At 54.7% G+C, this 17,007-nt stretch carries 20 protein-coding genes; 12 read left to right on the forward strand and 8 right to left on the reverse strand.

Features of this window, described 5'->3' with window-relative positions:
* Positions 1 to 50 precede the first annotated feature (50 nt).
* The 3 genes from DEM27_RS06425 to DEM27_RS06435 all read right to left on the reverse strand — a co-directional run bounded on the left by DEM27_RS06425 (position 51) and on the right by DEM27_RS06435 (position 1,362).
* Positions 51 to 254, reverse strand: a complete 204-nt coding sequence (locus DEM27_RS06425) for a hypothetical protein (protein WP_109457371.1) — start codon at positions 252 to 254, stop codon at positions 51 to 53.
* 230 nt (positions 255 to 484) lie between these two features.
* The gene (locus DEM27_RS06430; protein WP_109457372.1) at positions 485 to 1,000 is read right to left on the reverse strand and encodes a hypothetical protein; all 516 of its coding nucleotides are present in this window, start codon (positions 998 to 1,000) and stop codon (positions 485 to 487) included.
* A complete protein-coding gene (locus DEM27_RS06435; protein ID WP_109457373.1) occupies positions 997 to 1,362 on the reverse strand; it encodes a hypothetical protein in 366 nt (121 codons plus the stop codon). The genes DEM27_RS06430 and DEM27_RS06435 overlap by 4 nt, the downstream gene beginning before the upstream one ends.
* Before the next feature lie 265 nt (positions 1,363 to 1,627).
* On the opposite strand from DEM27_RS06435, the gene DEM27_RS06440 reads away from it, so the two are divergent.
* Positions 1,628 to 2,113, forward strand: a complete 486-nt coding sequence (locus tag DEM27_RS06440) for a hypothetical protein (protein ID WP_109457374.1) — start codon at positions 1,628 to 1,630, stop codon at positions 2,111 to 2,113.
* Here the strand turns inward: DEM27_RS06440 and DEM27_RS06445 are convergent.
* Positions 2,099 to 2,368: a hypothetical protein gene (locus DEM27_RS06445; protein ID WP_109457375.1), complete on the reverse strand. Its 270-nt coding sequence runs from the start codon at positions 2,366 to 2,368 to the stop codon at positions 2,099 to 2,101. The genes DEM27_RS06440 and DEM27_RS06445 overlap by 15 nt on opposite strands.
* Before the next feature lie 411 nt (positions 2,369 to 2,779).
* Between DEM27_RS06445 and DEM27_RS06450 the strand changes: the two genes are divergently transcribed.
* The 4 genes from DEM27_RS06450 (at position 2,780) to DEM27_RS06465 (ending at position 7,343) form a co-directional block, all read left to right on the forward strand.
* Complete coding sequence (locus DEM27_RS06450; protein ID WP_109457376.1) at positions 2,780 to 4,297, forward strand: anti-phage dCTP deaminase; 1,518 nt, start codon at positions 2,780 to 2,782, stop codon at positions 4,295 to 4,297.
* A gap of 394 nt (positions 4,298 to 4,691) precedes the next feature.
* Positions 4,692 to 6,029 carry a phospholipase D-like domain-containing protein gene (locus tag DEM27_RS06455; RefSeq protein WP_109457377.1) on the forward strand — a complete coding sequence of 446 codons (1,338 nt, stop codon included), beginning with the start codon at positions 4,692 to 4,694 and terminating at the stop codon, positions 6,027 to 6,029.
* A 29-nt stretch (positions 6,030 to 6,058) separates the two neighbouring features.
* On the forward strand, positions 6,059 to 6,889 hold the full coding sequence (locus DEM27_RS06460) for a hypothetical protein (RefSeq protein WP_109457378.1): 831 nt from the start codon (positions 6,059 to 6,061) through the stop codon (positions 6,887 to 6,889).
* A gap of 124 nt (positions 6,890 to 7,013) precedes the next feature.
* Positions 7,014 to 7,343 (forward strand): hypothetical protein, encoded by a 330-nt coding sequence (locus DEM27_RS06465; protein WP_109457379.1) that lies wholly within the window; start codon positions 7,014 to 7,016, stop codon positions 7,341 to 7,343.
* Between the two features lie 3 nt (positions 7,344 to 7,346).
* Here DEM27_RS06465 and DEM27_RS06470 read toward each other — a convergent pair whose 3' ends face one another.
* Together DEM27_RS06470 and DEM27_RS35060 are read right to left on the reverse strand one after the other, a co-directional pair.
* Positions 7,347 to 8,675, reverse strand: a complete 1,329-nt coding sequence (locus DEM27_RS06470; protein WP_128755452.1) for a hypothetical protein — start codon at positions 8,673 to 8,675, stop codon at positions 7,347 to 7,349.
* Between the two features lie 146 nt (positions 8,676 to 8,821).
* Positions 8,822 to 9,067, reverse strand: coding sequence for a helix-turn-helix domain-containing protein (locus DEM27_RS35060; protein ID WP_109457381.1), 246 nt, complete (start codon positions 9,065 to 9,067; stop codon positions 8,822 to 8,824).
* A gap of 201 nt (positions 9,068 to 9,268) precedes the next feature.
* On the opposite strand from DEM27_RS35060, the gene DEM27_RS06480 reads away from it, so the two are divergent.
* From DEM27_RS06480 to DEM27_RS33505, 7 genes are all read left to right on the forward strand, one after another.
* A complete protein-coding gene (locus tag DEM27_RS06480; protein WP_128755453.1) occupies positions 9,269 to 9,712 on the forward strand; it encodes a hypothetical protein in 444 nt (147 codons plus the stop codon).
* Positions 9,709 to 11,160: a helicase HerA-like domain-containing protein gene (locus DEM27_RS06485; protein WP_109457383.1), complete on the forward strand. Its 1,452-nt coding sequence runs from the start codon at positions 9,709 to 9,711 to the stop codon at positions 11,158 to 11,160. The genes DEM27_RS06480 and DEM27_RS06485 overlap by 4 nt, the downstream gene beginning before the upstream one ends.
* Before the next feature lie 231 nt (positions 11,161 to 11,391).
* Positions 11,392 to 11,613 (forward strand): helix-turn-helix transcriptional regulator, encoded by a 222-nt coding sequence (locus tag DEM27_RS35180; protein ID WP_109457384.1) that lies wholly within the window; start codon positions 11,392 to 11,394, stop codon positions 11,611 to 11,613.
* Positions 11,614 to 11,727: 114 nt separating this feature from the next.
* On the forward strand, positions 11,728 to 12,219 hold the full coding sequence (locus tag DEM27_RS33495) for a hypothetical protein (protein WP_128755454.1): 492 nt from the start codon (positions 11,728 to 11,730) through the stop codon (positions 12,217 to 12,219).
* Positions 12,219 to 14,135 (forward strand): bifunctional DNA primase/polymerase, encoded by a 1,917-nt coding sequence (locus DEM27_RS06500; RefSeq protein ID WP_165823358.1) that lies wholly within the window; start codon positions 12,219 to 12,221, stop codon positions 14,133 to 14,135. The genes DEM27_RS33495 and DEM27_RS06500 overlap by 1 nt, the downstream gene beginning before the upstream one ends.
* Before the next feature lie 1,209 nt (positions 14,136 to 15,344).
* Positions 15,345 to 15,557, forward strand: coding sequence for a hypothetical protein (locus tag DEM27_RS33500; RefSeq protein ID WP_128755455.1), 213 nt, complete (start codon positions 15,345 to 15,347; stop codon positions 15,555 to 15,557).
* An 8-nt stretch (positions 15,558 to 15,565) separates the two neighbouring features.
* A complete protein-coding gene (locus DEM27_RS33505; RefSeq protein ID WP_128755456.1) occupies positions 15,566 to 15,826 on the forward strand; it encodes a hypothetical protein in 261 nt (86 codons plus the stop codon).
* An 85-nt stretch (positions 15,827 to 15,911) separates the two neighbouring features.
* Here DEM27_RS33505 and DEM27_RS06510 read toward each other — a convergent pair whose 3' ends face one another.
* A complete protein-coding gene (locus DEM27_RS06510; protein ID WP_109457388.1) occupies positions 15,912 to 16,409 on the reverse strand; it encodes a hypothetical protein in 498 nt (165 codons plus the stop codon).
* A complete protein-coding gene (locus tag DEM27_RS06515; protein ID WP_109457389.1) occupies positions 16,410 to 16,892 on the reverse strand; it encodes a hypothetical protein in 483 nt (160 codons plus the stop codon). It lies immediately after the preceding gene.
* Between the last annotated feature and the right edge of the window lie 115 nt (positions 16,893 to 17,007).

A 17,007-nucleotide genomic window follows, 5' to 3' on the forward strand; every position in this document is an offset into this window, starting at 1 on the left:
GGGACGCCTGTACAAGCAGGCGGCCCAGGAGATTAAGTACAGTATTCGAATTATAAATCAACTGCGGCAAGCACTAGCCTGGCACCCTCAGCCATGTCAGTCCCGCCCCCGTTATCAGCTTTGATTTGGGACAAAAGGTCTTCAGCCTTTGCCAAAATAGCCTCTCTATCCGGAGACGATTTAATCAGTTCACGAACTACAAATTCGAGCATTGTCAATTTCCCGCGGATGATCTCGGTATCTCCATGCGTCATTCATTTCCTCCTTATGCGTAGGCAAACCCTGATCGAGTAGGCCATCGATTTGCCCGAGGTGTTTTAACTTTCCCCAATGCGTGGTGAATTGCGCTGCGATCCGCCAAGCGCTCGATCGACCGCTTCACCTAATTGTGGCGCTGCTTCCAGAGACCGGCGCACACCCGGCTCGTGGTCGTGAGCCTGCCGGTCTGTAAAAAACATCTCTAAGATCCAGCATGGCGCCGACTTCAGTGGTTGTGCTTCAAAACATCACTCTTGAAGTTACCGATGGAGATGTCCGATGTCGCCCAACGTACCGCTGCTCGCAATGTGTACATGGTGGTCGGCAGTATCACGCATCCAAGAATGAAAACGTGCAAAAAGACGAAAGCTGCCAGCGGGCTGCTGGCCAGTATGCTTACTATGAGCGCGCCCGTGAACTGATTTAGCTCGCGGCTGTGAGGTCGCTTTTTAACCATTGTCTCTTTACGGCCTCGGAATATTCGGCATGCAAGACTGTAAATAGCTAGCGGCAAAAGTCCAAGAGCAAGCATCCAGGCCGCACGAACGCTGTAAGCCATATCAAGACCGTTCTCGACGGCTCGGCGGTCATCTTCGCTCAGATTGCTGCTACGCAAGAGCTTTTCCGCTCGGTCCAGCAGCCCCATCCGGAAAGGCTGGAATAGTTTCGCCACGCGATAACGAACATACATGTAGAAGACTACGCAACCAGCGGCGAGTATAACGATTTGCATTTGAGTCATCGTCTTCCCTTTCCCTTGCCTCGTGGTCGTTTCGGTTTATCGCCTGGGAATTGCTCAGCCCGGCGCCGATCAAATTCCTTTTTGTATCCGTCAACGGTGGCCGTACTGAGGTGAGTAACCACCACCACAGCGACCACAAAGAAAATAATCACTCCGTCAGGATGGTGCCAGAGAAGGTACAGAGCAATCTTTAAAATTCGATTGCAAAGCCACATGAGCCCAACCATAGCGGGCTCATCTTGCACCTCCTCGAAATCGCCGTTAATTCCACCTATCAGAGCGATAAGTGTAAAGAACGCGACAACACCTCCCAATATCGTCAACGCAGATTTTACGTAGCCCAAAGTACCACCCAGAATCAAGGCAATTCCGGGCAATACAATCTATTGTCGATGCACATTGCAACTACATGCTTGATCGAAACTGATGAGCGCAACCAAAGTTCCAACGAAATTCGCGCAGTCAGGGGGCTTGTGGCAACACATCCCCTGGGTAGGGACAGTCAATTCTGCACCTGCGTGCGGTCACCGCCTTCCCGGCCTTTGAGCGTTTTTCACACTTCGATTTTTCCATTTTGAGTTTTAATCACCAGCGGACAATACTGTATCGGAATGGAGAACCGCCTTTATGACCTCGTCCGGAAGAGATCAGGCAAAAACGGCCAAATTTCCTCAGACCTTCGAAGAATTTGCTGCGATGGCCGAAACTGCATTAGAGCAATTTTGGGAAAGCCAATCCCTCAACGATCTGTTTGGCGCAGTCTTGGCGACCGTCCATGCAGCGGATTGGTATAACAGCGAGTTTGGCTCCGGAAAATTCGACAAGGAAGCCAAGAAACAGTTTGGTGGGAAATGCGATGGTTGGGATACGTTGAGGCGCCTTGGGAACGGCGCAAAACATGCCGTCAAGAATACCCAACCATCCGCTGATGACCTTACCTCCAACGATGTTGAATGGGAGGACAAAGACGCTTGGGACCATCTCGGAATGGACATTCCTTACTGGACCGTCGAACACAAGGGTGAAATGCGATCCGTGTACTCGCTTTGCCACCAGGTTCTCGTGCAACTGAAAGAAGAGAGCGCTGCCGCAAAGGCGTTAAGAGGAGCATGATCCCGAGACGTAGCCGCCGGCAATCGCCGTGATCGCGGCGTCAGCCTCCTCCGTCGACCAGCCCGCATGGCTGGCCCGGTTGCTGAGCGCGATCATGACATCGGAAAGCTCGCCGGCCGCCAGCTTCTCCTCGTCCTCGGTTCCGGCGTTTACATGATCCATATATGCCGGCTCGATCGCATTTCGGCAATCTGCGGCTCGCTCTGGATACGCGCCGTGATGGCGGGGGCCGGGAATGTCTTTCAGTTCGGGCATCGCTATCTCCTTTGGTCAGGAGATAGAGCACTCGCTCAGCTATGCCAGCCGTTAGTTTTGCACCTCAGCAGCGATCCGCGGAGCGGCCCAGCTTGTACCACCCAATAAAAAAGGCCCAACGCTGGGCCTTTTTTATTTCCTCCTGGGTACTCAAACTTCAGCGTCTTTCATACTCACGCTTCTCAACATGTGTTGCGCCGAGCGAAAAATTGCTACGATATTCGTTTATCGCGTTGTCGTAGATTTCGAGGCTTTTCCGCGCAACAATCTCAAGGCGTTCCAAAGTGTCCTCCTCGAACAACGGATGCCTTAACGTTTGACTGTCGCTTTTAGGTTGCATTTACGGCCCACCTATTCAATATGAGTGACGATTCCATTTTAACACTCTCTCGTTAACAAATACAGAACAAAATGGCCACTGAAACGTTCCATATTTCAGAAAAATCTTTCCCCGAGGTTGTGATCGGGATTGTATCCCCTGTTGGAACGAGTCTTGAAAAAACTATAAACGAATTGAAATCTTGTTTTGAACAATATAAATACCAATTTTACCATGTGAAGCTCACAGATTTATTTCCTGGAATTGCTAAAGTATTGAGATACGACGGACTGAACAACGAAACGCGCGATCAGCGTATTGATACTTACATAAAATTTGGGAATCACCTCCGCCATCATGTCGGCCTCAAGGTACTGGGCGCGTTCGCTATTTCTGAGATCGCGTTGCGGCGGCCCGAAGAAATCACAAATTGCGAAGGTATCGTTTACGTTGTTGACCAACTCAAAACAGAAGAAGAGATTGAACTTCTGAAAGAAGTTTACGGCACGAGATTTCTTCAGATCTCCGTTTATTCCGCGCGCAACATCCGCGTTGACAATCTAGCCAAATCGATCGCTCACGATCATAACAAACGCGACGGCAACCATTTTCGCGCAAAAGCTGAAGAGCTTGTGGTTCGCGACGAGGATGAACTCGGCGTGCCTTATGGCCAAAAGGTTGGAAAAATTTTCCAGCTAGCAGACGTCGTTATAAATGACGACAGAACCGATGATAGGAACAGGGTTGAGGACCAGATAAAGAGGTTTGTGGAGCTCTTGTTCGGCCACAACGGCCACTCCCCCAATCATCTTGAGTACGGCATGTACTTGGCCCACTCGGCAGCTCTGCGCAGCCTCGACTTGTCCCGCCAAGTTGGTGCTGCAATTTTCCGCTCGACCGGTGAAATCGCATCTCTGGGTGCAAACGAAGTGCCAAAAGCAGGCGGCGGAACATATTGGTGCGACGACCCTTATGACGCGCGGGAATATGTGCTCGGCGATGACAGCAACGACATACGGAAAAAAGAGCTCCTGGACGAGGTTGTCCGGATACTGCAGCCTGATCAAACCGAAATAACGCCCGAGCAAAGGGAAAAACTTAAGAAATCTCAGTTTATGGACGCATTGGAATACGGACGGATTATACACGCCGAAATGTCGGCTATCAGCGATGCGTCACGGCTCGGAATAAACATTAAAGACGGAACACTGTACTGCACCACTTTTCCCTGCCATATGTGCTCCAAACACATTGTGGCGAGCGGCATCATGAAAGTCGTTTTTCTTGAGCCGTATCCCAAAAGCCTTACCTCCGATCTTCACTCCGACTCGGTAAACATCGAAGGAACATCGCGAGGGAAATATCAGCACTTTCCAGGCGTCGATTTCGTACCATTCTTTGGCATCACTCCTCGAAAGTACCGAGAGTTTTTCTACCGCGGGAAGAGGAAAGAAGAAGGTAAATACGAGCCTTATCGGCAAAATCAACCAAAACTGGTCATAGCTTCAAGCGGCCCTTTCTATGCCCGTCGAGAAGGAGCAATCGCAGAGGCCCTTACCGAAGCGCTTAAGCAGCTTGCCCAACAAGGTCCGCCGTCATCGCCGCAGTGAGTGGAAATATTCTTTTATCATTTGGCCAAATCGGAAGCATAGCCTACAACAAGGTCGGGGCGGTCGTCGTCACGGTTGGGCTGCCGGTCTGGATGGTCGTCAACGCCATGGGTTGATGCAGGCGGCTGAGACAATCTGTCCGTATTTTAGATATTGCTTTACTAAATCTCGATTGTTATCTCGCGCCTAGTCGCGTGGGTGTGATCGGACAACTGCGCGATTTGGGTGCGGGTCACCCCTACTCCCGCACCCTCCTCTCCGCGCAATAAACTCTCATCCACTGGCGGTGGCTGAAATCTGGCGGTTGCAGGGTCCACCGTTGTTTTTTCTACTTTCCGCAACCTTGACGCCCCTCTGATTTCAAAGGACACTTTTGAGTAGGAGGGATGCCAAAATGAAACTTTTGAACGGGGATGACCTGCGCAAAGAGCTAAAGTCGGCCTTAAAGAAAGCTACATCAGCTCGGTTTTGTGTTGCCTATTGGGGCAAGGGCGCCATAAAAACGCTTGCTGCGCGTAAGGGAAAAGTCGAGGTGATTTGCGACCTTCTTTCAGGTGGCACCAATCCATACGAGATTATAGAGATGAGGAAGGCAGGCGTTGCTGTAAAGCACCTGGCGAGCCTTCATGCGAAATTCGCTGTTGTCGGAGAGTGGGCATATGTCGGCTCATCGAATATCTCTGCAAACGGGTTAGGCCAGGAGGGCCAGCAGTCATCCGGTCTGATCGAGCTGAATTGTGCATTTACTGATCGGGCTGTGGTCGCATCTCTCAACGAACGTTGGGAGAAGCTAGACAGCGCTGCAGTTCTGATCGACAACAAAATGCTAAACACGGCAATTGAGAACTGGAAGGTGCGACAGCTCGCATCTTTAAAAACGAACAAAAAGAATGCGACGTTAGGCGTCAATCAACTTCCTAAGAGCACTCATGTAGCAATTTATAGACATGCAGACAAACGCGAAGTTGCTCGCATGGACGCAATGCTTCAGAAGATGAGAAATGAGGCGCAACCCGAAAAACAATTACTTTTCGACGACATAGACTTGTTTAGCGATTGGCAAGATCTTCCAGAAGGAGTGCCGCTTATCTGCTTTGCGATGAGTAGCGAACAGGGTCTTGAGTATGAAGGTATTTGGGTACGTATAGATGACCCTAGCTTCAAAGTACCTGGGCGAACTAAAGACCGATACCAAGTAGCGCAAAGGCAGCCTTACAAAATTTCATCAAAAACTATCCAAGTTATCGAGACGTGCGCGAAAAATTGGGAAGGCTTAAAGCGAGCCTGGGACAATGGCGGCGCTGTTGCACTGATTGAAGAAATAATTCCGCCTGAGAAATATAGTAAGCTGGAAGCATTCGGCGCTTTTGGAGCTGAGTTTTCAAACATTCGCTGGAGTTGGTCCGGCCGGAGCCGTGATCAGAACACGGTGGCGCTCACTTTCTGGCTCGATCAATGGGACGAGAATTCCCGCATTTATGATGATACCGGGTGGGGCAACGACCAAAAAATTGTCGACCGAAACGGGAATAAAGAGCGTCGAGAGAACATCAAATGGGCAATCGATCATCTGGACGGCATTGTACGTATCGTCATGGCCGAGGCAAAAAATCCCAACGCGTCGCCGAAGGAAGCTCTGCGATACTGGCCGGATCGATCACGTTTGATGCGCATTGTTTATTTTAATCAGAAAACCGGCGAATTTAAAGCTGAAGCCGTAGCTCAACCATAAACATACCCTAATCCGCACAGCAGGCCTCCATGAAAATTGTGTTCCAATGGGTCGTCACATTGTTGTTCGTGGCTGCAGCGGCAGCCGGTTTGTCCCACATTTTGCTTACCGTTTCCGGCGCCAATGCGCCGCCACCGTGTGCCGACCTGACTGAATTGTGCATGCAAAGAACAGACGCTGCAGCGAACCGGTCTCTGCTAATCGCGACGGTAATAGAAATCGCTCTATCGGCGATCGGCACTCTTGCGGTTGTTGCCACGATCTTCCTGTCGGCGCAGGCAACGAAAGCAGCTGTAGCGGCAGCGGATGCTGCAAATCTTGCCGTAGCACTCGCCCGAGAAACCGCAGCGCGGGAGCTAAGGCCATATGTTACGTTCGATAGCTGGTCACTCGAATACAAGTTGGATGCCAACGGTGGGATAGAGAGCTGGCTGGTAAAGGTTACGTGGAAGAATACGGGAATTTCGCCAGCAACATCGGTCAGGGCGAAGGCCACTCACGATATTAGAGAAGAGGAACTGCCAACACACTTTAGCTTCCCCGATCGCGTTGGCGATGAGTCGGCAGGAAGCCTCGGCAAGGATGGCACTGTTTCGACGTGCACCGAGTTCATTCCGGTGGCGGAAATTCAAGCGATCCTCGATGGCTCGACCAGGCTTTTCGTCTGGTCTTGGGTAGAATACGAGGGCTTCGAAGCGGAAAGGATCTATCGCAGCGAATGGCACTCTGAACTTCATTTATGGAATGGGCCAGCGACGAACCAAGATCTGAAAGGATCGAACGGCCTCCGCGAGCAATTCAATGGATCAGATGAGCATTGCTTTAGGCAGCCGGCGCGAAAGGTGAAGCGGCTGGCGTAGGTCTCTCATACCGCGGCACACAACCTGCCTTTCAGATCGAATTTTGTTCGAACATTTTGTCGCTTGAAAACGATGGCCCCCGCACCAATTTCTTCGTGCGGAAACAATGCCTGCGAGGACAGAAATGGAGCGGCTGGTTTTTGGCCTTGAGTATCAGAACGCGGCTGGTGAAGAGGTCGAAACCTTATACGTCGCCGACGAAACCGACATGTATTCGATCGAGGAGATTCGAGTCATTCCTTGCTTCAAGGCGGGAGGCGCGGCTTATGGGTATTCAGGGGATGCGGTTGGCGAGTATCATGTCACCGTTGATGTGAGGAATGCGCCGTTCACAAAGTATCTGGCCGCCAACGATAATCGTTCCCCGAGAATGTCGCTGACGGTCGGTTTGCGGACGATACTTTCGTTCGTGATTCAGCATTCGAAGCAACCGTTTTGCCGCCTCTTTAGGTAGCGCTCATGACTCCTTCGCCGCCTGCTTCGTTGCCTTGCCGGTGAACTTCACATGGGTGCCGTCGGGGCCGATGCTGACATCTGGCGCCAGTCCCATCAAGCTTCCAAGAGCCTCGAGCTTGGTCACATTGCCATCGGAAGCTCCGCTTGAAAACAGCCCGTGGCAGGCGCCCTCCACCCATTTTTCCGGCAACGTGGCTCCCTCTTTTGTGGTCATCTCCATTGCGGTTTCGATAACCCAACTCGCACGGTTGATATCCATGCCGTAGCGCTGAAGTTCTCGGTGTGAGCGAACGTCTTCGTCGTGGGATTGTCTCAACAAAGCAATCAAGTAGGCGACAAAGCCTATCGAAACCACAGTTAGGATCACGCCCCGGAGTGCTAAGAGCCACAACAAATAAGAAGAACCGGGCATTTCACCCGCGGGAACTGCCTGCTGAAGCTTGTCTGCTGCTTCCGGCGACGTTTCGCGAATTTGCAAGAGCAAGTTGGCGAGCTCCATCCTAGTGGACGAGGCCTGCGATACAAAAGCCTGGAAGCTTTCGAAGGCGAAGATGCCCGCCGCGCCGGCTCCCGCGATACACAGCACAATGAGTCCAATAAGTTTCGACGTCGAGCTGCGAGGCACGGACGGTTCTTTCAGGAACGTTTGCACTTGCGTGCTTATGTCTTCCCGCAGCTTTCGGCGGGCACGCATATGTTCGGAGCTGTCGAATTCCTTTAGTCTGTCATCAAGCTCCGCCCTTTCGCTGGCAAGCTGTTCCAGCCCCTCTTTTTCTCGTTGTTTGAGCGCCGTCAACTCTGCTTGCATTTCGGCGTCTATGGCAGCACGCGTCTCCAGAGCCTCCCGCTCATACCCCTCGCGGAGCGTGTGTGCATCCGCCATCATTTTGTGATGTAAATCCGCTAGAGCGCCGATCTCGCGCTCCATCACGCCCTGAATGCTGTCAGCTGTCGGACTTTTGGCATCGATGCCCGGAAGTCTCACGAAAGAGCGAATAATGTCCTCTATGTCGAGAACCGCGGCAGCCGAGGGCCTGTTGGCATTGGTTGAAGGCTCGATAGTGATCTGATCAAAATATGCTGGCGAACCATGAGACGGGGTTCTAGTCAGTTTTACGAATACAGAACTTCCCGCGATATGAAGCTTACATTCAGTGATTGAATAGGTAGGCTCGGGTGTATCTGAGATGCGCTGGAGATCGGCGTCATCGAGTACAATTCCCGCAATTCTGAAAGATTTACTGTCGACTCCAAACTTTTGCTCGATCGCATCAAACAGCTTGATGCCGGTCGCGTCAGAAATCTTGCCAACAATGTGCTCAATAGACATGAATGCCCCCGCTGCGCTGTAAAGCACACGCTATTGTAGCACTCTTCGCTTGAAAAGGATCAAGGCCGTGTTGCCTTGTCCAAATTTCCGTTTTGCACATAAATCACATTACGGCACACCGGCTGTTCAAGGTGCGCGGGATCCGTCTATTCGTCGCCCTCCGGCGCCTTGGCGCGGACGCCCCTGCCCTTCCCGTCATCCGGAAGGAAAGTACATCCAGCTGCCGCCAAAGCGTCCTCTACCGCCTGGACATTACGAACCGTGCTGAAGCTTGTCCCTTTCGATTCCATTCTTTTGATCGTTTCCAAGGAAAGCCCCGAACGCTCCGCAAGCGTCGTTTGGTTCCAACCCAATAGCGACCGCGCCGCTTTCATTTGCCCAGCGTCTATCATTTGTACCCCACAATAAATAACACCGCGGCCATATTGACGCTAAATGATTAATATTTTACCCTAATAGGGTGAATTCAGACCTCGCAAGCCCGCCACTTTCAAATTGACCTACCTGGCTTTCTAGCATTTGGGGAAGCTCGACATCCAGCCTTTCAGAATGGTGGGAGCGCTAACATTCAAGAATTTTTAGGGGGCATGGAAATGAACGTGATGTCGATAAAACTGAACGAACAAGGGGCCATCGCCTACGGGAACAGCGAGATGTGCATTTCCGGAATTTTTGGCTCCAAGGCCTCACCAGCCACCGCGGAGTCGTTCGCATGCCGACTGGCGGATAACTGGAGCTTTTTGCAGCCGCGGCATATTTTTGTCGGCTACAACGGCCAGAATTGGTCGCGACGCCTGCAACCTCTCGGGGACGTTTTGGACTGTTTTTGCAGGGAACATGGCGTTACTTTAATAAAAGTGGCCACCGCCAGATTCCAATCCAAAGTTGCTGGTCATCCAAGCACGAAAAAACAGCTATTCGCTCTGTTAAAAAATGCCGGGCCACGAAGCATCCACGAAGCCGACGCAATGGCTCTCCTGGAATTCGGTTGTAGCTATCTGGCCGACTTGGCCGCAGCGGGAGATTTCACGCAATGACTGACTCCATCCACATCGGCCGCACGCCCGCCGGAAAGCCAATTGCGCTTCCGCTCCGATTTGGCAACCGCCATGGTCTCGTGACAGGCGCCACCGGCACCGGCAAGACGGTGACGCTCCAGGCGCTCGCCGAGGGCTTTTCCAAGGCTGGCGTGCCGGTCTTCGCCGCCGACGTCAAAGGCGACCTGTCCGGCATCGCGGCCTATGGCGATCCGCAATCGCCAGTCGCACAACGCCACGGTGCCGTCCAGCCGCACCGATGCCCCGTAACCTTGTGGGACATCTTTGGCGACCACGGCTTGCCGATCCGCACATCCGTGCAGGCCCTCGGCCCGGAACTGCTGGCCTCGATGCTCCGGCTCAACGAGACTCAGCACGGCGCGCTGGCCATCGCCTTCCGCCGCGCCCGCGACAATCAGGAATTCATTCTCACCCTGGACGACCTGCGCTGGCACCTCAACGAAATGATCGACTTGCGCGAAGACGTCTGCAAGCTCTACGGCAATGTTACCGCAGCATCGATCGCCGCCATTCAGCGCTCAATCCTCGCCCTCGAGGCACAAGGCGGGCACCACCTCTTTGGCGAACCGCCGTTCCGTATCGCGGATTTTCTCCGCACCGAAAACGGCCAGGGTGTCGTCAATCTGCTGCATGCCGACCGGTTGATGGAAGCCCCAAAGCTCTATGCGACCTTCCTCCTGTGGCTGCTCACTGAGCTCTTTCGGGAATTGCCGGAAGTCGGCGACCTCGACAAACCGAAACTGGTTTTCTTTTTCGATGAATCGCACCTGCTTTTCAACGAGGCGCCGAAACCGCTGCTGCAGCAGATCGAGCGGCTTGTCCGCCTTGTCCGGTCGAAAGGCGTGGGCGTGTTTTTCGTCAGCCAGTCGCCGGCCGATATCCCCGACACTGTCCTTGCCCAGTTGGGCAATCGCGTGCAGCACGCCTTGCGAGCTTACGCGCCGCGGGACCAGAAACTGATCAAAGCTGCCGTCCAGGCGTTCCGACCGAACAGGGGGGTTGACGTCAAGGCCGAAATCATCGGCATGGGAATTGGTGAGGCGCTCGTCTCCGTCATGCTGGACGATGGAATTCCGTCACCTGTCGAGAAGGTCCGCATCACGCCGCCGCAATCGCAGATCGGGCCGATTTCCAATCTCGAGCGAGACACCCTGACCGCCGGCAATCCGCTGCGCCACACCTACCCGGCCAGCGTCGATGCCAAGGCGATGCAGCGCCAGTTCACCGACCGAATGCGAAACCTGCATGGCCTGGCGCCGATCCAATGGAGCGATGAGGAATGGCCGGAAGACGGCTGGAAGCAATTCCTTCCGAACATCGTCCCTCGGCCGGCGCAGGTCGCCCGGCCATGGCGCCGTCAGCTGGCGCAATCTGTCTGCTGCCTGGCCGTCGCCGTCGGCTGTTTCTGGTGGATCGGATTGTTTTAGGGATGTTGCGATTTGCCGGTTTCCGCCCACTCCACAAGATGTAGATTCCGGCCTTGATGTTCTGCAGCATTTTCAAACGTTAACTTTAGTTTAACTACCACATATGGATGATCAGCCTGGACGCAAATGACACGGCCTGAGCCCCGCACGCGACCTCGAATGTTCGCAGCTCGGTTTGGAACAGGTCGTTCGGCGTGATACAAATTTTTACAACTTAACCGGAGACCCAAAATGGCTGAATGGTTATCGATTGACGAAACTGCAGAACTGACCCGGTGCTCTCGCGCGACGATAAATCGCCGTCGAGCTGATCCAGATTTTCCCCTTCCGTTCGCCGTTGGCGGGCGGGTGTATTTTGTGCGGGAGGATGTGGTCGCCTGGATGGCCAAAAAGCAAAACGCGCCGCGTCAGCAGCGTATACACCGAGACCAAGCGGACCAAGTGGCCGCCTAATCGAAGATCGCTGCCATGCAGAACCAAAAAAGCCGGCGCTTTAAGGCGACCGGCTTTTTTTAACTTAGCATCTGTCCAAAGCGCGCCAACGATCCGGACAGAAGAGGAATAAAAATGTTAGATAACAGTACCGCATTCCTGCTTGAAACGCAAGCCTTCGGGCTTGAAATTTCAGGCAAAACCGAGAATTTCTTCGTCTCGTTTCTCGACTGCGACCGGCTAAAGCCATCCCCATGGGCCGAAAGCTCCGAACCCGTTGTTCTTATCGAAGACCGGGACAAATACACCCATCGCTGCCGCGAATTTCGCTATGAGAAAATCGGCTTTGGTGAAGCATTTGAGCTGGCGAACGCGGTGCTCTTGGTGCTCCACCGCTGGCCGCAGGGGCGTAGCCGCCTTGGCCAGGAGCGGCGCCAACGCGAACACCAGGCAGCGGTTGACATGACATTGGCGGCCGGCGGTGTGCGGGTATTTATCCGCGCAACAACGGATCGGCTGCAGTACTGGTGCCATATCGTAAAAACCTTCGCTCCCCCAGAATGCATTTTCCGTTTCACCGACACGGATGGTGCTTCGCGCATCTTCGCGGAAACTGGCGAGGTTTGATGATGAACAAGAAGGTTGACCACGCTCTCGCCCTCGCGGAACAGGGGTTCCGCGTCTTTCCCCTGTCGCCCCGCTCCAAGAAGCCGCCGCGCGACTTCGCCTGGAAAGAGGAGGCGACCACCGATCCCGATCGCATTCGCGAGTGGTGGAAAGCCGACCCAAATTTCAACGTCGGTGTGGCCACCGGCGGTGGGACGATCGTTGTCGACGCCGACACCAAAGAAGGCGCACCTGGCCTTGCGAGCTTAGAAATGCTCGAGATCGCCTGCGGGATGCCGAAATCGTTCCGCGTCCAGACGCCGTCGGGCGGCATGCACGTCTACCTGCGCGTTGATCAGACCCATCGCAACCGCGTCCATTCGATCCCCGATTACCCTGGCATCGATATCCGCTCGGACAACGGCTATGTCGTCGGGCCCGGCTCGGTTGTCGACGGAAAGCCCTACGTCGCGATTCCCGGCGTGATCGAACCGGCCGGCGCCGAGGTCGAGGCCGCCCTCCTGGCCAACGCCCCGACGCACACCGTCGCCGACAGCAAATCGCCAGCCGTCGAGCTTGATCTGCCCGCCCATATCGAGCTGGCGAAGGAATACCTCGTCAACAGGGCGCCAGAGGCCGTGGAAGGCGCCGGCGGCAACGAGACGACCTACACCGTCGCCGCGCGTTGCCGCGAGTATGGCCTCACGCAAGAGGCAACTCTCGAAATCATGCTCGAGCACTGGAACGAGACCAAGGCGTTTCCCGCCTGGCTGCCGGCCGACCTTCAGACTGTCGTGGCCAACGCCTACCGGTACGCCACAGGATCGTGGGGCGGCGGGATGGCGGTCGCCGAATTCGACGTGGTCGATCTGGGGGAACCTGTAAAGCGGTTGCTTCATAACGCACAGGTCACAGCAGGCGCCGCGGCTCGCGGGATGCCGAAGGGTGTCCTCGATTATTCTGCGATGGAAAGTTTGGTGACCCCAGAATGGTTGATCGACGGGTTGATCATGGAGAACCGGTCATCGCTCTGGTTCGGCAAGTCGAACGCGTTCAAATCTTTCCTCGCTATCGACGCCGCGCTGTCCGTTGCGACCGGCCGGCCTTGGCACGGCCACCGGGTTAAGCAGGGCCGCGTGCTTTACGTCGCAACAGAAGGCGCGTTTGGCGTCGGCAAGCTCCGTGTACCCGGCTGGTACGAGCACCACGGTGTGCCGCGAGAAGAACGCGGCGCCTTCTTCATCGACACCAACGACAACATGCTCGACGACCCCAACGCCTACCGCTTGCTCGCCGATCGCTGCCGGCTACTAAGTGTCGATCTCCTGGTCCTCGACATCTTCGGCGGCACTATGAAAGGGACAGAGGTAGAAGACACCACGGCCAGGGCTTGGGTCAGGAACATGGTCAAGCTGCTCGGTGAAGGCATTACGGTCTTGACGGTGGCGCACACCGGTTGGGGCGACCACACGCGGGCCCGCATGCACACCCATTTCTGGGGCTCGTTCGACAGCCGCATCAAAATTGAAGGCGACAAGGACAAGTTGACGAGCGTGGCCAGCATCGATCGCCACAAGGACTCAGACAGTCGCGGGAAGTGGTCTTTTAAGCTGCAACCAAGCCACGACACCCTCGTTCCGGAATTCGACACGGCCGCGACCTCTATAAAGCCTCCGCCGACTGGCCAGGCCAGGGTCGCACTTTCTATATTGGAAAAAGCGATCGCCGAAAACGGAACGGCTCCAGATTGGGTCGGTGGTCCGGAGGGCAATGTCCTCCCGATCAAGGAATGGCGAAGAGCTTGCAACGGCTCCCTCTCGGCAGGTCGCGGCGAAAGTGCGCATCGGAACGCTTTCAAACGCGCGACAGACGAGCTCATCAGCGCCGGTCATGTTGAGAACTACGGCGAATTCGTCTGGGTTTCAGCGGTTTTTTAGGACCGCACACACCGCACATGAGCGCACATTGGGTAGGCGGCAGCGATGTCGCCTATTTTGATGTGAGAATAACCCGGCGGCGCAAGTCGCACATGAACCGCACATATTTGCGCCGCAGATCCGACCTCTATAAACATCTGAAAATGTTTAGTATTTCGAGATTCATCCCCAAACCGCACACAATCGCACATGACCGCACATTTCGCATATTGTGCGAAGGGCCGTAGCCGGCAGAGACCGCACGTACACGCACATGTCCCTATAGACATGTGCGTATGTGCGCTGCCCGGCGTGTTTATTCTGAGCGAATATAAAAATCGTTTTCAGCGATCAGCGACTGGCCCGAGTCGCTGGTTCGCAGGAATGCTCCGGGCCGAACGGAGTCCCAGTACGGTGCCAGCTATCTGAAGACCGGCGAAATCGTTTCAAGCGGGCAAGCAGCGCCAAAAGCCTGGCCCGGTCGTCGCGCAGTAGTGCGGTCTCCGAACGGGCTCAACAAGTGGCGTCTGCCCAACCTCGCGGCCGATCTCTCGACTGCCTGAAGACGGCAATGGCGGACGCGGGCACACCCAGGTCGACGCGCCCTCCGGGGGACTTGGTTGAGTCGCACACCTGTGGTCTGGTCACGGCAATGGCTCGCCTCACTGCGCAGGTGCGCGCAGGTCCACCCGCTTTGCGAGCCACAGGCGGGCACTGGCACGCGCACACCGCGGTCGGGCCTATCGGTCATGTCAAATCCGTTATGCTCTCTGCGAGCCGCCCCGCCCCGCTCTACCCCGCTATGAAGAACGTCTAGGGACCGTATGCGCGCCCCGCCGCCCGCGAGGCGCGGCCTCCCGGTGTCTCGCGCAATTTAAGTTTTTCTTGAGGGGGTCACCACCACATGGCGCCGACGCTGAAAGTTGACGCTGTCGTGACCGAAATGCCGGAGGTGCGCAGCTTCCTCGAGAGGCTCACCGGACCCGCGATGCAGCAGGCTGCTGCTAGAGGTTTGACCGAACACGCTCACGAGCAACGACGGCAGTCGATAACTGCCTCGATTCGATTTTTCTTGATTTTGGGATCTGGTTTCGGGCAGGATCGGGTTGCGACTATGTCAGGCCCCATGGCCGGTCGCTGATCAAAGATAGAATGCGACGCACCACTCCGCCCTGATCCGGCCGAGGCGTCCAAAGCAACCCCTCCTTTGTCTAATCAGCGAGCATCAAAATGAGCTATGTCGGAGCGCGCGCCGTCCCCACGGATGACGGATTTTTTGGCGAATATCGATTGTCACGCAAGTCAGAATGGCAGCGCGTCCAGGCGAACGGTCGCGACGTGGTGTTCAGCCATCCTCGGGAGGCCGCCGCGGTAGCCTCCCGTTTCGCCCAGGATCGTCACGGCGCCGAAAACCCACATCTGGCCGGAAGTGTGACAGCGTGAGGGGCAGCATGATGGATTTCGATGCACGTTCCGTTGCCCGGATGGGTGGTTACTGCGGTGAATTCCGCCTTTCAGCTCAATCGGCGTGGCGTCGAGTGAAATCTCGCGGGCGGGATGCTATTTTCTCATCAGCCTACGAGGCCGAGGCAAAGGCATGGCGAGCGGCACGGGATTTGGCCCGCCCGCGCGTCCGCGCGGAAACCTATAAGGTTCAGCCCTCGGCACGCGAAACTGCCGAGCAGCTATTCGGGACCAAAAAGGTGCGATGAAGCTCGTGTGCCACCTGCCCCTCAGAGCGCGAGTCTTTGAACTCAGCGCGGTCTGTTACTACGATGGCGAGCGAGCTGGCGTTCACTATTTCGCAGTATCGGAGGCGGCCAACCAGCTCTCCATGCGATTCAAGATCAATTCGTAAACTTCAATCGCGCCGTGAAAAAGGGAAGCAAGTTGAATTTTTCGACCCTCTATGAACACACTTACTTGCGGGCCACCTCCATATGGCCCTACACCATACCCACCCTCGCCGTAGCCAAAGGACCTGACATCGACTTCCGAAGCGGCTTTGACCATCGGGTTTCCGCGCTCTAATTCCACATGCTTCAGCGCCTTCGCAACATCAAAAAGCAGGGCCATATGGGCATTGAGCCTGCGGAGTTCTAATCGATAATTGAGGTCATCTTTTATGTGCGCGACCTCAAGAACTTCGCGCTTCTTTGCCCAGTAAAATATGTGAGCAGCCATCGCATCAGCGGTTGCAACTGCATTGAAATTTGAGCGAAGATCCTTGAATTTCTCCAAGGCTTCCGCGACGTTCGGCTTTAGAATTACCTCCAGGAATTGCCTTGGATCCATTCAGCGAACCCCACAACCACTTAGCACTTTTTCAATTACTTTCGTAGATCCGCGAGAAGTGAATTTAATTTCATGAAATACTTCCGTGCCGATTGACGCAGCGACAGCGAGACGTTTCTTCGCATCCCTTATCTGACCAACTTCGTCTGCACTGGCGACAGCTGTCACTCGTAGTTTGCCGTCGCTGCTGTCGGCGACGCCAGCCAGCGTATTTGCCGGCATGTCGTCGACGCGGAGCAACAGTTTTAGCTGACTGCTGCTCAACACGGTTGCCTGGTCGGTTGAAATCTCCTCTGGAGTGATAAATACGAAATTGAGGTCGCCATTCTGGCACCTTATCCCAAACCCGTACCTTCCATTTGCCGCCAGTGCGATGTGAGTACCACCCGCGCCGAATGCACTTTCTTCACCCTGGTAGTACCACTGCGCGGCGGCCGAACCCGACCATATGATGCTGAAGACAAGCGCTGCAAAAATCCTCATCAAAATCCCCCTCAATAAACCCAAGCGGGAGAATTGCACCAAACGCACCTAAAAGAAAGGACTTAGATCCCATCAATTTGGTCATTGATGGCGAAATGAAAACGATGCGAGAATT

It is taken from the genome of Rhizobium album (assembly GCF_003122325.1).
GTDB classification, from domain to species: Bacteria; Pseudomonadota; Alphaproteobacteria; order Rhizobiales; family Rhizobiaceae; genus Metarhizobium; species Metarhizobium album.

Excerpts from the sequence above, each read along its gene's own strand:
- DEM27_RS06425 (WP_109457371.1), bottom strand. The coding sequence starts at position 254 with ATGACGCATGGAGATACCGAGATCATCCGCGGGAAATTGACAATGCTC.
- DEM27_RS06430 (WP_109457372.1), bottom strand. The coding sequence starts at position 1,000 with ATGACTCAAATGCAAATCGTTATACTCGCCGCTGGTTGCGTAGTCTTC.
- DEM27_RS06440 (WP_109457374.1), top strand. The coding sequence starts at position 1,628 with ATGACCTCGTCCGGAAGAGATCAGGCAAAAACGGCCAAATTTCCTCAG.
- DEM27_RS06445 (WP_109457375.1), bottom strand. The coding sequence starts at position 2,368 with ATGCCCGAACTGAAAGACATTCCCGGCCCCCGCCATCACGGCGCGTAT.
- DEM27_RS06450 (WP_109457376.1), top strand. The coding sequence starts at position 2,780 with ATGGCCACTGAAACGTTCCATATTTCAGAAAAATCTTTCCCCGAGGTT.
- DEM27_RS06455 (WP_109457377.1), top strand. The coding sequence starts at position 4,692 with ATGAAACTTTTGAACGGGGATGACCTGCGCAAAGAGCTAAAGTCGGCC.
- DEM27_RS06460 (WP_109457378.1), top strand. The coding sequence starts at position 6,059 with ATGAAAATTGTGTTCCAATGGGTCGTCACATTGTTGTTCGTGGCTGCA.
- DEM27_RS06465 (WP_109457379.1), top strand. The coding sequence starts at position 7,014 with ATGGAGCGGCTGGTTTTTGGCCTTGAGTATCAGAACGCGGCTGGTGAA.
- DEM27_RS06470 (WP_128755452.1), bottom strand. The coding sequence starts at position 8,675 with ATGTCTATTGAGCACATTGTTGGCAAGATTTCTGACGCGACCGGCATC.
- DEM27_RS35060 (WP_109457381.1), bottom strand. The coding sequence starts at position 9,067 with ATGATAGACGCTGGGCAAATGAAAGCGGCGCGGTCGCTATTGGGTTGG.
- DEM27_RS06480 (WP_128755453.1), top strand. The coding sequence starts at position 9,269 with ATGAACGTGATGTCGATAAAACTGAACGAACAAGGGGCCATCGCCTAC.
- DEM27_RS06485 (WP_109457383.1), top strand. The coding sequence starts at position 9,709 with ATGACTGACTCCATCCACATCGGCCGCACGCCCGCCGGAAAGCCAATT.
- DEM27_RS35180 (WP_109457384.1), top strand. The coding sequence starts at position 11,392 with ATGGCTGAATGGTTATCGATTGACGAAACTGCAGAACTGACCCGGTGC.
- DEM27_RS33495 (WP_128755454.1), top strand. The coding sequence starts at position 11,728 with ATGTTAGATAACAGTACCGCATTCCTGCTTGAAACGCAAGCCTTCGGG.
- DEM27_RS06500 (WP_165823358.1), top strand. The coding sequence starts at position 12,219 with ATGATGAACAAGAAGGTTGACCACGCTCTCGCCCTCGCGGAACAGGGG.
- DEM27_RS33500 (WP_128755455.1), top strand. The coding sequence starts at position 15,345 with ATGAGCTATGTCGGAGCGCGCGCCGTCCCCACGGATGACGGATTTTTT.
- DEM27_RS33505 (WP_128755456.1), top strand. The coding sequence starts at position 15,566 with ATGATGGATTTCGATGCACGTTCCGTTGCCCGGATGGGTGGTTACTGC.
- DEM27_RS06510 (WP_109457388.1), bottom strand. The coding sequence starts at position 16,409 with ATGGATCCAAGGCAATTCCTGGAGGTAATTCTAAAGCCGAACGTCGCG.
- DEM27_RS06515 (WP_109457389.1), bottom strand. The coding sequence starts at position 16,892 with ATGAGGATTTTTGCAGCGCTTGTCTTCAGCATCATATGGTCGGGTTCG.